General features: G+C 65.7%; 10 protein-coding genes. 7 read left to right on the top strand and 3 right to left on the bottom strand.

Going from position 1 to position 14481, the window contains the following annotated elements; all coding sequences use genetic code 11:
• Positions 1–95 precede the first annotated feature (95 nt).
• Positions 96–4235: an ATP-dependent RNA helicase HrpA gene (gene hrpA, locus N4G42_RS15100; protein WP_409557831.1), complete on the bottom strand. Its 4140-nt coding sequence runs from the start codon at positions 4233–4235 to the stop codon at positions 96–98.
• 359 nt (positions 4236–4594) lie between these two features.
• On the opposite strand from hrpA, the gene N4G42_RS15105 reads away from it, so the two are divergent.
• The 4 genes from N4G42_RS15105 to argA all read left to right on the top strand — a co-directional run bounded on the left by N4G42_RS15105 (position 4595) and on the right by argA (position 8912).
• Complete coding sequence (locus N4G42_RS15105) at positions 4595–4840, top strand: hypothetical protein (protein WP_015014345.1); 246 nt, start codon at positions 4595–4597, stop codon at positions 4838–4840.
• Between the two features lies 1 nt (position 4841).
• Complete coding sequence (locus N4G42_RS15110) at positions 4842–6953, top strand: AAA family ATPase (protein WP_260667756.1); 2112 nt, start codon at positions 4842–4844, stop codon at positions 6951–6953.
• A gap of 28 nt (positions 6954–6981) precedes the next feature.
• Positions 6982–7479: a hypothetical protein gene (locus tag N4G42_RS15115; RefSeq protein WP_260667757.1), complete on the top strand. Its 498-nt coding sequence runs from the start codon at positions 6982–6984 to the stop codon at positions 7477–7479.
• Positions 7480–7565: 86 nt separating this feature from the next.
• Positions 7566–8912 carry an amino-acid N-acetyltransferase gene (gene argA, locus N4G42_RS15120; protein ID WP_015014347.1) on the top strand — a complete coding sequence of 449 codons (1347 nt, stop codon included), beginning with the start codon at positions 7566–7568 and terminating at the stop codon, positions 8910–8912.
• On the opposite strand, the gene bla is transcribed toward argA, so the two are convergent.
• Entirely contained in the window at positions 8909–9823 is a 915-nt protein-coding gene (gene bla / locus N4G42_RS15125) for a class A beta-lactamase (protein ID WP_409557832.1), read from the bottom strand. The genes argA and bla overlap by 4 nt on opposite strands.
• Positions 9824–9937: 114 nt before the next feature.
• Here bla and N4G42_RS15130 point away from each other — a divergent pair, with 114 nt between their 5' ends.
• A complete protein-coding gene (locus tag N4G42_RS15130; RefSeq protein WP_260667758.1) occupies positions 9938–10828 on the top strand; it encodes a LysR family transcriptional regulator in 891 nt (296 codons plus the stop codon).
• Between the two features lie 87 nt (positions 10829–10915).
• Here the strand turns inward: N4G42_RS15130 and N4G42_RS15135 are convergent, their stop codons facing one another.
• Positions 10916–12544 carry a GAF and HD-GYP domain-containing protein gene (locus tag N4G42_RS15135; protein WP_121943093.1) on the bottom strand — a complete coding sequence of 543 codons (1629 nt, stop codon included), beginning with the start codon at positions 12542–12544 and terminating at the stop codon, positions 10916–10918.
• Positions 12545–12635: 91 nt separating this feature from the next.
• On the opposite strand from N4G42_RS15135, the gene N4G42_RS15140 reads away from it, so the two are divergent.
• Positions 12636–13637: a rhodanese-related sulfurtransferase gene (locus N4G42_RS15140; RefSeq protein WP_099730047.1), complete on the top strand. Its 1002-nt coding sequence runs from the start codon at positions 12636–12638 to the stop codon at positions 13635–13637.
• Positions 13634–14305: a glutathione S-transferase gene (locus tag N4G42_RS15145; RefSeq protein ID WP_099730046.1), complete on the top strand. Its 672-nt coding sequence runs from the start codon at positions 13634–13636 to the stop codon at positions 14303–14305. The genes N4G42_RS15140 and N4G42_RS15145 overlap by 4 nt, the downstream gene beginning before the upstream one ends.
• Positions 14306–14481 lie beyond the last annotated feature (176 nt).

Consider the following 14481-nt stretch of genomic DNA (forward strand, 5'->3'; position numbering starts at 1 on the left):
GGAATGCCCCCATGATCGTCACCCATGTGACGCATGGCACCCCGCCGAAGGTCGGGTTCCATGCGCGCTGTTCACGCAGGCATGCCCCTCCCATCTCAGCTCTGAATCTGCGCCCACAACTTGTCCAGCCGCTTCACGCTGACCGGCTGGGGCGTGCGCAGCTCCTGCGCAAAGAAGCTCACGCGCAGTTCCTCCAGCAGCCAACGCAGCTCTTGCATGCGGGCATCCACCGCGCCCTTGCGATCGGCGACCAGGCGCCAGTAGCGCTGCTCTTGCGGGCGCAGCTCGGCCAGCTTGGCGGCGTCGCGGGCGGGGTCGGCGCGGTATTTGTCCAGGCGCAGGGTGATGGCCTTGAGGTAGCGGGAGTAGTGCGCCAGTTGCGCCCAGGGGGCCACAGCGATGAAGTTCTTGGGGACCAAGCGTTGTAGCTGCTGCAGGGCGTCCGCTGTCGCGTCGGGCGCGTTCTTCGTGTCTTTGATCTTGCGGGCGGCGGCTGCGTATTCGGTGAGGATGGTGGCGGCCAGGCGCGCGACCTCGTTGGCGATCAGCGTGAGGCGGCCCCGGCCTTCTTCCACGCGGCGCTTGAAAGCGTATTCGTCGGTGGGCAACGGGTCGAGCAAAAAGGCGCGATCCAGCGCCACGTCGATGATCTGGGTGCGCAGCTCTTCCTGCGTGCCCAGGGGCATGTAGGCCACCGCCATCTTCTGCAGATCGGGGATGTTCTTTTCGAGGTACTTGAGGGCGTCCTTGATCTGCAGCGCAAACAGGCGGCGCAGGCCTGCGCGGTGCTTGGCGGCGGCCACCTCGGGTTCGTCGAAGACTTCGATGGTCACGGCGTCGCCACCGTCGATCAGGGCCGGAAAGCCGATCAGCGTCTGGCCGGCCTTCCTGATCTCCATGAGTTCGGGCAGCTCGCCGAATGTCCAGGTGGTGTAGCGCTGGCCTGCAGGGGTCGATGGTGCAGCGGGTGCGGAAAGCGTCGTGCCGCCTGGCTTGGCCGCTGGGCCTGGCCCGTTAACTCCTGATTTGATAGCACCCCGGGCATGATTCTCTGGCGCCTGCGGCGCTTTTTGCTTCAAATCCGCTGCATCGGCGGCTGTACTGCCCAATTTGAGCCCCGCCAGCGCCTGGAACGCGCCCCGCGCCTTGGCGCCCCACTCGGCCTTGAGTGCGCCCAGGTTGCGGCCATGCCCCAGCTGGCGGCCGTGCTCGTCCACCACGCGGAAGTTCATGAACAAATGGGGGCTGAGCATGTCGAGCTTGAAGTCGGCGCGCTTCACGTCGAGCGAGGTTTCGTCGCGCACCTGCTTGAGCAGCACCTCGGTCAGGCCGCCGATGCCAAAGCGCTCGGGTGCGCCCAGCAGCTCGGCCAGGCGCGTGGCGCTGTCGGGCAGCGGCACAAAGCGGCTGCGCGGGCGCTGCGGCAGGCTTTTGAGCAGGGCCTGGATCTTGTCTTTGAGCATGCCGGGCACCAGCCACTCGCAGCGCTCGTCGCTCACCTGGTTGAGCACAAAGAGCGGGATGGTCACGGTGATGCCGTCACGCGCATCGCCGGGCTCGTGCAGATAGCTGGCAGCGCAGTCCACACCGCCCAGGCGCACCGTCTTGGGAAAGGCGTTGGTGGTGATGCCGGCGGCCTCGTGACGCATCAGCTCCTCGCGGGTGAGCTTGAGCAGGTCGGGTTGCTTTTTGCTTTCTTCGCGGTACCAGGCCTCAAAACTATGGCCGCTGCACACCTCGGGCGGCAGTTGTTGGTCGTAGAAGGCGTAGATGAGTTCGTCGTCCACCAGCACGTCCTGCCGGCGGGATTTGTGCTCCAGCTCTTCCACCTTGGCGATCATCTTCTGGTTGGCGGCCAGGAAGGGCAGGCGCGTCTCCCAGTTGCCACCCACCAGGGCTTCGCGGATGAACACCTCGCGCGCAGCGTGCGGGTCTACCTTGCCAAAGTTCACGCGGCGGTTGTTGTAGACCACGATGCCGTAGAGCGTGGCGCGCTCCAGCGCCACCACCTCGGCGGACTTCTTCTCCCAGTGCGGGTCCAGCAACTGCTTTTTGAGCAAATGGCCGCCAATCTGCTCCAGCCACTGCGGCTCGATGGCGGCGATGCCCCTGCCAAACAGGCGCGTGGTCTCGACCAGTTCCGACGCGATGATCCAGCGGCCGGGCTTTTTGTTCAGGTGCGCGCCGGGGTGCTTGTAGAACTTGATGCCACGCGCGCCCAGGTACCAGTCTTCCTCGTCACTCTTGCAGCCTACGTTGCCCAGCAGCCCGGCCAGCATGGACAGGTGCAGCTGCTCGTAGCTCGCGGGTTGCGTGTTGATCTGCCACTTGTGCTCGGTCACCACCGTGAGCAGCTGGGTGTGGATGTCGCGCCACTCGCGCAGGCGGCGGATGCTGATGAAGTTCTGGCGCAGCAGCTGCTCGTACTGGCGGTTGCTGAGCTTGTGGGTGGCGGCTGGAGCCACTGCGGCGCCCGCGGGTGCAGGTGCAGGAGGCGCTGCCGCTGGGCTGCCCCCGCCGCTGCGCTGCGCCACCGGCAGATACGCCTGCGAAGGCGCCTTCTGCGCGGCCATGGCCTTTTGCGCGCGGGCCGATGGCAGGCTGGGCGCCCCGCCCCGGGCCTCGTTGATCCACTTCCACAGCTTCAGATACCCGCTGAACTCGCTCTTGTCGTCGTCGAACTTGGCGTGCGCCTGGTCGGCCTGCTGTTGTGCCTCCATGGGGCGGTCGCGCACGTCCTGCACGCTCAGTGCGCTGGCGATGATGAGCACCTCGTCCAGCGCCTTGCGGTCGCGCGCCTCGATGATCATGCGGCCCACGCGCGGGTCGAGCGGCAGGCGCGACAGCTCCACACCCATGGGGGTGAGTTCGTTCGCATCGTCCACCGCACCCAGCTCGGCCAGCAGCTGGTAACCGTCGGCAATCGCGCGGCCCGAAGGCGCCTCGATGAACGGGAACTGCGTGACATCGCCCAGGTGCAGCGACTTCATGCGCAGGATGACGCCCGCGAGCGAGCTGCGCAAAATTTCGGGGTCGGTAAAGCGCGGGCGGCTGTTGAAGTCCGCCTCGTCGTACAGGCGGATGCAGATGCCGTTGGCCACGCGCCCGCAGCGGCCCGCGCGCTGGTTGGCGGCGGCCTGGCTGATGGGCTCCACCAGCAGCTGCTCCACCTTGCTGCGGAATGAATAGCGCTTGACGCGCGCTGTGCCTGCGTCGATCACGTAGCGGATACCCGGCACCGTGAGCGAGGTCTCGGCCACGTTGGTCGCCAGCACGATGCGGCGGCCAGTATGGCCGTCAAAGATGCGGTCCTGCTCGGCCTGACTGAGGCGCGCAAACAGCGGCAGCACCTCGGCGTTGCGCATCACGGGCTGGTGCGACAGGTGCTTGCGCAGGTGGTCGGCAGCCTCGCGGATCTCGCGTTCGCCGGGCAAAAAGACCAGGATGTCACCCGCCGCATTCCCCTGCCACAGCTCGTCCACGCCATCGGCAATGGCCTCGTTCAGACCGTAGTCGCGGCTCTCTTCAAACGGGCGGTAGCGCTGCTCCACCGGAAAGGTGCGGCCCGACACCATGATGACCGGGGCCGGACCCTTGGCGCTTTCAAAGTGTTTGGCAAACCGGTCCGCATCAATCGTGGCCGAGGTGACGATGACCTTCAGGTCCGGCCGGCGCGGCAGGATCTGGCGGATGTAGCCCAGCAGAAAGTCGATGTTGAGGCTGCGTTCGTGCGCCTCGTCGATGACGATGGTGTCGTAGGCCTTGAGCAGCGGGTCGGTCTGCGTCTCGGCCAGCAAGATGCCGTCGGTCATGAGCTTGACGGACGCATCGCGCGAGAGGCGGTCCTGGAAGCGCACCTTGAAGCCCACCACGTCGCCCAGCGGCGTGTTCAGCTCTTCGGCAATGCGCTTGGCCACGCTGCTGGCGGCAATGCGGCGCGGCTGGGTGTGGCCAATCAGCTGGCCCTTTTGTCCCGGCTTGGCATTGCACTTGCCCCGGCCCAGCGCCAGCGCAATCTTGGGCAGCTGCGTGGTCTTGCCCGACCCCGTTTCACCGCACACGATGATCACCTGGTGCTTGGTGATGGCCTCCATGATCTCGTCGCGCTTGCCCGACACCGGCAACGACTCGGGGAACTTGATGCGCAGCGGCGCTGGCGGCGCGGCGGGTGCAGATACGGGTGCTGGAGCAGGAACGCGGGACGACGCAGGCAAACGCGGATCAGAAGAAGACATAGGCCCGCATTATCGATAGCAGCACCCTGCCCCCTGCGCTGCATCTGTGCTTTTGGTACGACATTTCGCCGCGTTTTCAGCGCTTTTCGTTGCCAAAGCCCTCCAGCGCCGCCAAAATCGCGCCCATTCTTCGCAAGCCCCTGTTCAGCGCCACCCTCGGCGCACGGCCCGAACGAACCCCTGGAGGTCCCCGACATGTCTGCCCTTTACGCCGCCCCCGTCTGACCACAGTCCACCGCCCCGGCTGGACTGTGCACACACAGTTCAGCCATGGCAAATGCACCCGCGCACTCTTTCACGCGCTCCGCAAGCCCTGGCTCCATCGCCGGGGTTTTTTGTTTGTGGAGTACGTGCACACCATGAGTGCCAAAAAACTGTCTCGGGCCTTCGCCCAGGGTGAAATCAAGAAGCTGCGTCGCATGAAGCAGCCCCTGGTGCTGAAGCTCGAAGCCTCGGGCCCGCCCCGAAACCCTGTGGCCGCAGCGCTGGCCCAACGCAGCCTGTCCAGCGCGGCAGGCAAGCACATCCGAACCCGTGGGGCCCAGCGCCGTGCGGACAACGTCGCCCTGCGCAAGGCGATCCAGAACCCCTTTTTGAACGATTGACATGAATCCCTTCAACAACCCACTGCCGCCACACCAGCGGCATCCCACCCCGCATCCGGCGCTGGCCGGTGCGCCAACGCTGGCAGCGCATCCATCCCCGATGCACTCAGCGCACCCTGTGCGTGCCCAGACAGCCGCGCCCATCACGCCAGTTGCCAGCAGCGCAGAGCTGGCCCTGCGCCAGCAGGCTTTGGCCCACGCGGCGTTGCAACTGAAAGCCGAGCTGTTCGGCATCGACGACGTGATCGACCGCGTGATCAATGCCATCCGCGCCTGGTACGTGCTGCCGCAGCTCATCACCCGGCCGGTCATCGTCTGCCTGTGGGGCCTGACCGGCACGGGCAAGACGCAGCTCACGCGGCGGCTGGCCCAGCTGCTGGGCTTTTACGACCGGTTTGTGGAAGTGCAGATGGACGGCTTCAGCCACGGCGCGAGCTACCGCAGCTCGTCCATCTCGGGCATGCTGGGCGACTCGGGCATTCACGAAGGCATGCCGGGCATCCTGGTGCTGGACGAGTTCCAGCGGTTTCGCACGGTGGACACCAAGGGCGCCGACGTAAAGGTGGAGCGCTACCAGGACGTGTGGACGCTGCTGTCCGACGGGCGCCTGCCACCCGCGTTGAGCGCGCTGTGCAACATCGAGCGCAAGCTGGCCGATGCGCACTACGAGGCTGAGCGCGCCGAAGATGGCGATGACGACCGCGCAGGCAAGAAGCCCTACCGCTTTCAGCTGGACGCCTGGGATGCGCAAGAACTCAAGCGCATGCTGAAGCTGCAGGAGCCGCTGTCCGCCATCATGCAGTGGCCGCCCGCCAAGGTGCAGGCGCTGTTTGCCAGCTTTCAGCAGTCCAGCCATGCATGGGAGACCGACTACAGCAAGCTGCTGGTGTTTGTATGCGGCAACCTCGACGAGATGTACCACGAGACCGCACAACGCGTGGAAGACTGCGACACCGATGCCGACATCTTTCACCGCCTGACCCGCAAGCTCTCGCTCATCGATGTGAAGAAGGCGCTGGGCGAACGCTTCAAGCCCGAGCAGATCGCGCGGCTGGGCAATGAACATGTGGTCTACCCGTCGTTCAGCAAGGCGACGTATGAGCGCCTCATCCATAACCTGTGCACACGCTATGTGGACGATATTGCCGCGCAGTGTGGCGTGCGGTTTGCCATCGGGCAGGATGTGCTGAGCGAGCTGTATGCCAACGCGGTGTTCCCTGCGCAGGGCACGCGGCCACTGTTCTCGTCGGTGCACGCGATCCTGAGCGCCAACCTGGTCAACGCGGCGTTATGGGTGGTGCAGGAGCAGCTCTCAACGGACCAGGAGTTCGCCATTCACCTGGCGCCCGACAAGCGCCACCTGCTGGTGTCGGGCCAGGGGCCTGCGGGCACGGTGCAGGCTGCGTTTGCGGTGACGCTGGAGCTGAACCGGCTCAAGCAGCGGGCCAATGCAGACTTTCGGGCCCTGCTGGCCGTGCACGAGGCAGGCCACGGGCTGGCGTACTGCGTGTTGTTCGGCCACGCTCCGCAAGAGGTGAAGATCAACATTGCCTCGTTCGAGGGCGGCTACAACAGCTTCTCCAGCCTCAAGGCCACCACGCGCCAGAACGCGCTCGACATGATGTGCGTAGGCCTGGCGGGCCGCGTGGCAGAGGAGCTGGTGTTTGGAGAAATGGCCTGCACCACCGGGGCCGAGCAGGACTTGAAGCAGGTGACGGCCGAGGCAGCGCGCTACATCCGCCACCATGGCTTTGGCGCGCGGCTGGCCCGCACCGATGTCACCGTGGAGATGGACAACCATGTCAACACCGACATCGGCCCGAGCAACGAGGCCATCGAGACGCTGATGCTGCAGCAATACCAGCGCGCCCAGGCGCTGCTGACCACGCACCACGAGGTACTGGGGCGCACGGTGGACGCCTTACTGGAACACGGCACCATCGCCCCTGCGGAGATGGTGGCGCTGCTCCAGGGCTGCGGCATTGCGCTGGAGGCCCCCTCGGACGCTGCAGGCACCTTGCCCGAAGAAGGCCTGGTGCTGGAGCCTTTTGGTGCCAAACTCAGCGCGTTTCGCGCACGCGGGGCGGCGTCCTCTGCACGCCAGCTGGCGTGACACCCAGCACGAAGGACCAAGGATCGACATGGCCAGCGGGTTTTCCGAGTCCGATGACGGGCTGCACTACGCCGAGCACATCTCGGTGCCGATGCGCCTCTTTGTGGGCGCCATTGCGCTGGGCATGTTCCTGATTCCTGTTCCCTTTGTGATGCACGCCACGGCCCGGACGCCGTGGCTGCACCTGCTGTTGGCCGCCGCGTGTGTGGTGGCGGCCTGCGCCATGGGTGCGCTGTTTTTGGCGATTGCTCTGGGGCGGGTGCTGACGCTACATTTCGACCCAGCCAGGCGCCAGGTGCGGCGCACCTCGCGCTGGCCGCTGGTGGGCCGCACTGTGCACATTGCGTTTGATCGCTTTGCACCACCAGAGGTGGTGGAACGCACCTCAGAAGACGGCCCCTACCATGTGCTGCGCCTGACAGTGCATGGCGAGCGCCCCATGCACCTGGGCGGGTTTGACCGGCGGGAAGATGCCGAACGCTGGCGCAGCCGCATCGCGGCACTGTTCGTCGGTCACCCTGGCTGAGCGTGCAAATCCCAGCACCCGGTCGCTAAGGACACTTATCATTCGCTCCTCGCGCATTACCACCACTGCCCCAAACACCTTTCTCCATGTCCGCCGTCTTCAATTTCACCTTCGTCCCCTGGTTCCGCTCGGTGGCGCCCTACATCCACAAGTTCCGCAACCAGACGTTTGTGATCGGGCTGACGGGTGAGGCGATTGCGGCCGGCAAGCTGCACAGCATTGCGCAAGACCTGGCACTGATCCAGGCCATGGGCGTGAAGATCGTGCTGGTGCACGGCTTTCGCCCGCAAGTGAATGAGCAGCTGGCAGCCAAGGGGCATGCGGCCAAGTACTCCCATGGCATCCGCATCACTGACTCCGTGGCACTCGACTGCGCGCAGGAGGCCGCCGGGCAGCTGCGTTATGAGATCGAGGCCGCGTTCAGCCAGGGCCTGCCCAACACGCCGATGGCGGGCGCCACGGTGCGCGTGATCTCGGGCAACTTTCTCACGGCGCGGCCCGTGGGCATTGTGGATGGGGTGGATTTTCAGCACTCGGGCCTGGTGCGCAAGGTGGACGTGGCCGGCATCCAGCGCACGCTGGACATGGGCGCGCTGGTGCTGCTGTCGCCGTTTGGCTTCTCGCCCACGGGCGAGGCCTTCAACCTGAGCATGGAAGAAGTGGCCACGAGCGTGGCCATTGAGCTGCGGGCCGACAAGCTCATCTTTTTGACTGAGGTGCAGGGCATCCGCATGTCGCCCACCGAGCCCGAGAGCGACGACAACCCCATCGACACCGAGTTGCCGCTGGCCGCCGCGCAGGCGCTGCTGGCCCAGTTGCCCCCGGCGCAGCAGCCCACCGATACGGGCTTTTACCTTCAGCACTGTGTGAAGGCCTGCAAGGCCGGCGTGGAGCGCAGCCACATCCTGCCGTTTGCGGTGGATGGCTCGCTGCTGCTGGAGGTCTATGTGCACGACGGCATCGGCACCATGGTCATCGACGAAAAGCTCGAAGAGCTGCGCGAGGCCACGATTGACGACGTGGGCGGCATCCTGCAGTTGATCGAGCCCTTCGAAAAGGACGGCACGCTGGTCAAGCGCGACCGCACCGAGATCGAGCGCGACATCGCCACCTACACCATCATCGAACACGACGGCGTGATCTTCGGCTGCGCGGCGCTCTACCCCTACCCCGAAGCCAAAACGGCCGAGATGGCCGCGGTGACGGTATCGCCGCAAAGCCAGGGAACGGGCGACGGCGAAAAGCTGCTCAAGCGCATCGAGCAGCGCGCGCGCCTGCTGGGGCTGGACAGCATCTTTGTGCTGACCACCCGCACCATGCACTGGTTCATCAAGCGCGGCTTCTCCCCCGTGGACCCGGACTGGCTGCCCGACGCCCGCAAGCGCAAGTACAACTGGGACCGCAAGAGCCAGGTGCTGGTCAAGAAGCTCTAAGAGCGGGTGAAAGTCTCGCGCGCGGCCGCCACGGCGCGCGCCACCTGCGCAATCGCCGCATCCCGCTGCTCCGGCGACACCTTGGAGCGCGTGAGGTAACAGGTCACCAGCACCGGTGCGCCTCCGTCCTGCGGCCACAACACGCCAATGTCGTTGGCCGTGCCGCTCTCGCCCGCCGTGCCCGTCTTGTCGCCCACCTTCCAGCCCGGCACACCAGTGCGCAGGCGCTTATCGCCCGTGCTGGTCTCCACCAGCCAGCGCTGCAGCCAGGCCCGGGACATGGGGCTGAGCGCGTTGCCCAGCACCAGTTTTTGCATGGTCTGCAGCATGGTCAGCGGCGTGGTGGTGTCACGCGGGTCGCCCACGGCAGCCTCATTCAGCGTGGGCTCGGTGCGGTCCAGCCGCGTGACCTCGTCACCCAGCGAACGCACGAACGCGGTGAACCCGGCCGGGCCGCCATGGCGGGCCAGCAACACATTGGCAGCGGTGTTGTCGCTCAGGCTGACGGTGGCAGAGCACAGCTCACCCACCGTCAGGCCGCCACCATCGCCCGCGCGCGGGCCGCTGACGGGCGAGTACGCCACCACGTCGGTGGCCGGGTAATGCACGCGCGCTTCCAACCGTTCCTTGCCCTGGTCCACCAGAGCCAGCATCCAGCCGGCCAACACCAGCTTGAAGGTGCTGGCCATGGCAAAACGCTCGCCCTGCCGCCAGCCCAGCGCCAGGCCCGACCCGGTGTCCAGCATGGCCACCCCCAGGCGGCCCTGGGCGGCGCGTTCGATACTGGCGAGGGCATCGTTCCATGCGCTGGCGGTCTGCTCGCGGCGGTCTGGGTTGCTGGCAGCTGCACAACCCCATAAAGGCATGGCCGTGGCGGCCATCAAACCCAAGGAAAACTGTCTTCTTTTCATATCGATTGAAAGCGTAGTGGGGAACAAGGCCCGAACGATACGGAGGTTCAGCCCCCAGCACCATCGACAATAATTGCCAAAAGCCCCAAGAAAAACTTTGACCTTTTTGGCGCCATGCACCTGCCACTTAATGCTCTGCGGGTCTTCGAGGCCTCGGCCCGCCACCTGAACCTGACGCGCGCCGCCCAAGAGCTGCACGTAACCCAGACCGCCGTGAGCCAGCACATCCGCAAGCTGGAAGACCGGCTGGGCAAACCGCTGTTCCGGCGCCTGCCGCGCGGCTTGGCGCTGACGGACGAAGGCCAGGCACTGCTGCCCGTGGTGGTGGAATCGTTTGGCAACCTGCAGCACGCCCTGGAGAAGCTGGGCGACACCCGGCCGCGCGAGGTGCTGACCGTGGGCGCCGTGGGCACGTTTGCGGTGGGCTGGCTACTGCCCCGGCTGCGCGACTTTCAGCAGACCTGCCCCTTTGTGGACCTGCGCCTGCTCACGCACAACAACCGGGTGGACATGGCGGGCGAAGGGCTGGACTACGCCATCCGCTTTGGCGACGGGGCCTGGCACGGCACGCAGGCCGACCGCATCATGGATGCGCCCATGTCCGTGATGTGCTCGCCCGCCTTGGCCCACGGCCTGCGCACGATGGCCGACCTGGCGCGCCAGCCCTTGCTGCGCAGCTACCGCACCGACGAATGGACGGCCTGGTTCGAGGCGGCGGGTGCGCCCTGCCCCGTGGTGCGCGGCGCGGTGTTCGACTCGTCCCTCACCCTGGCCGAAGCAGCGGCGCAGGGCGCGGGCATAGCACTGTTGCCGGTGAAGATGTTCGCGCGCGAACTGCAGCAGGGCCGTCTGGCACAGCCCTTTGCACAAGAGCTGCACCGGGGCGCCTACTGGCTGACCCGCTTGCAATCGCGCACCACCACGGGGGCCATGGCTGCGTTCCGGGACTGGCTGATGTCACAGGCCAGCGCCACAGTGGATGCCGGGGCTGAGGAATTGGGATGATTTTGGCCGGTAGCGCTAGTGGATCATGCGCCAAAAGCTATCAATTACATAGCAAACGTACGCCGTGATGCACGGGGTGCAGCGGTGTCAAAACCCCATCGCCGCCACATCCACCCCGTCCACCTGCCCCGCATCCAGAAACTGCTGGCCATAGCGCAGGTACACCCCTTCGCGCACAAACACCTCGAACAGGTCGGGGTCGATATGCCCGTTGTCCCGCATCCTGCACATGATGGCCAGCGCCTGCGACAGGGTCATGCCACTCTTGTAGGGCCTGTCTGCGGCCGTCAGCGCCTCAAAGATGTCGGCAATGCCCATCATGCGGGCCTGCAGCGACATCTGCTGGCGCGTGAGGCCACGCGGATAGCCCTTGCCGTCCATGCGTTCGTGGTGGCCCCCAGCGTATTCGGGCACATTTTGGAGGTGGCGCGGCCAGGGCAGCGTCTCCAGCATCTTGATGGTGGCAACGATGTGGTAGTTGATGGTGTCGCGCTCGGCCTGGTTCAGTGTGCCGGAGCGGATGGTGAGGTTCTCCACCTCCTCGGCCGTCAAAAAGCTCGTCTGCACACCCTGCGGGTTGCGCCAGTGGCGCATGGCGGCAATATCGCGCACACGCTGCTGGTCTTCGGGGCGCATGGCCTCGGTGCCGGTGTTGCTGCGGCGCAGAAACTCGCGGTCTTCCTCCAGCGCATGGATCTCGTGCTGCAGGGCCTGCAGCTCCTGGCCTTCAGCCCGTGCATCCACCACCGGACGCAGCGCCAGCTGGCGGCGCAGCGCGGCCAGTTCGGCATCGCGCTTGAGCACTTCAAACCGCGTGTCCACCAGGCCGATACGGTCGTAGATGGTCTGCAGCTTGGTGGCCTTGTCCACCACGTGCACAGGCGTGGTGATCTTGCCGCAGTCGTGCAGCAGGCCCGCCATCTTGAGCTCGTAGCGGTCGCGGTCGCTCATCTTGAACGCGGCCAACGGCCCTTCGCGCGTGGCATCCACGGCCTCGGCCAGCATCATGGTGAGCGCGGGCACGCGCTGGCAGTGGCCGCCGGTATAGGGCGATTTTTCGTCGATGGCCAGGTTGATGAGGTTCACGAACGACTCGAACAGGCGTTCGAGCTGCGTGATGAGCAGCCGGTTGGTCAACGCAATGGCCGCCTGCGAGGCCAGCGACTCGGCGAGGCTCTGGTCGGCTTGCGAGAAGGTGATGACCTCGCCCGTGTCCGGGTCGCGCGCATTGATGAGCTGCAGCACGCCGATAAGTTCGAGGTCGTGGTTCTTCATCGGCACTGTGAGGAACGACTGCGACCGGTAGCCCGTGCGCTGGTCAAACGCGCGCGTGCCCGAAAAATCAAACCCTGCCGCGCTGTAGGCGTCGGCAATGTTCACCGTGCGGTCGTGGATGGCCGCGTGGGCCGCCACCAGCGAATCATTGGGCCCGCCGTCGGCCGTGCGCAACGGTAACAGCGGCAGGTCGATGGGTTTGCCCGTGGTGCCCCCCAGGTTGATGCCCAGCGAGTCGGTGCGCAATATCTCGAACTTGAGCGCCGACTGGTCTTCCGTCACGCTGTAGAGCGTGCCGCCGTCGGCTCCGGTGATGGTCTTGGCGGCCTCCAGGATGTTCTCCAGCAGCCGGTCGATGTCCCGCTCGCGCGAGAGCGCAGCGCCGATGCCATTGAGCTGCTCCAGCCGACGGAACAGATTGAGAGTGGATTCCTTGCTCATGCGACCACCTTGCAAGCAGCGTTGGTAACCCCGCATCGTAACGAAAGGTGACAGCTATCATCCCCCTTCCTGTTTCAAAAACGCCTTTTTCGTGGACTCGGTCACACCCCGCTATCTCACCGCCGCGCTTTATCAGTTCGTGGACCTGCCAGACTTTGCCGCCCTGCGCGAGCCCCTGCAGTCCCTGTGCGACGCGAACGGCGTGCGCGGCATGCTGTTGCTGGCGCCCGAGGGCGTCAACGGCACCATTGCGGGCGAACCACAGGGCGTGCATGCGGTGTTGGCCTGGCTGCGCAGCGATGCGCGCTTTGCCGCCCTGCAGCACAAGGAGGCGCTGGCCGAGCGCATGCCCTTCTACCGCATGCGCGTGCGCCTCAAGCGCGAGATCGTCACCCTGGGCGTGCCAGGCCTGAACCCCGCGCGCAACGCCGGCACCTATGTGAAGCCCGAAGACTGGAACGCCCTCATCGACGACCCGGGCGTGGTGGTGGTGGACACGCGCAATGACTACGAGGTGGGCATTGGCACGTTTGAGCGCGCCATCAACCCGCACACGCGGACCTTTGCAGAGTTTCCGGCCTGGGTGGCACAGCAATCGCAGCCTGGCGGCGTATTGGCTGGCAAGCCCCGCGTGGCCATGTTCTGCACGGGCGGCATCCGCTGCGAAAAGTCCACCGCGTTCCTCAAGTCGCAAGGCTTTGACGAGGTGTACCACCTGGAAGGCGGCATCCTCAAGTACCTGGAAACCGTGCCCGAAGAATCCAGCCGCTGGCACGGCGACTGCTTTGTGTTCGACGAACGCGTGTCCGTAGGCCATGGCCTCGCGCCGGGCCACCACCAGCTGTGCCGATCCTGCCGCATGCCGCTGGGCGAAGCCGAACTGCAGTCGCCACACTACGTGCCCGGTGTGAGCTGCCCGTATTGCCACGGCACCCGCACACCCGAGCAGGAACGCGCCCTGGCCGAGCGCGAGCGGCAGATGCAGCTGGCCCGGCAGCGTGGGCAAGAGCACATCGGCGCGCAGCAACCCTGCAGCCCCACACGCGCTGTGGCCAAGCACGCGGAGGACGATGGCATGGATGGCACAACATGACCGCGCTGCCCGTCCTGTACTCGTTCCGCCGCTGCCCCTATGCCATGCGCGCCCGCCTGGCCCTGGCCGTGAGCGGCCAGGTTTGCGAACTGCGCGAGGTGGTGCTCAAAAGCAAGCCTCAGGGGTTGCTGCAGGCATCGCCCAAGGGCACGGTGCCCGTGCTGGTGTTGCCCAGCAGCCAGGTGCTGGAGCAGAGCCTGGACATCATGCTGTGGGCGCTGCGACACCACGACCCTGAAGGCTGGCTCACCCCCTGCCATGGCAGCCTGGAGGACATGCTCGCGCTGATAGCCGAATGCGATGGCCCGTTCAAGCAGGCGCTGGACCGGTGCAAGTACCCCAGCAGATACCCGGACGCTGACATGGACGCGGAACACGCCCAAGCCGTGGCCTGGTTGGGTGCGCTGGAGGCCCGTCTCTCACCACATCAGCCTTACCTGTTCGGCACCCATGCGGCCCTGGCCGACATGGCGATTGCGCCTTTTGTGCGGCAGTTTGCAGGCATTGATGCCGACTGGTGGACCGCACAGCCGTGGCCCCGCCTGCAGGCCTGGCTGGCGCAATGGCAGGCCAGTCCGCTGTTTGGCCAGGTGATGCCCAAACTGCCCCCATGGGTTGACGGTACACAAGGCGTACCGTTCCCGCATGGCACCGGTATGCCAGGCTGAAGCTGTCGCACTGGACCGCTTGAGATCGGTGCTTTGGGTACCATCTCTTCTACAAAACACCATGCTCCGTGACGCTAGAGGTTGTCACGGAGCAACCCCTCTTCGCTTCATGCAAAGCACAGCCTCCTCAGGGCTTTACCGCGCAGAGCCACCTCCAAGCCACCCCATCGACCCTG

Source organism: Acidovorax sp. K2F (assembly GCF_025246485.1).
GTDB classification, from domain to species: Bacteria; Pseudomonadota; Gammaproteobacteria; order Burkholderiales; family Burkholderiaceae_C; genus Acidovorax; species Acidovorax delafieldii.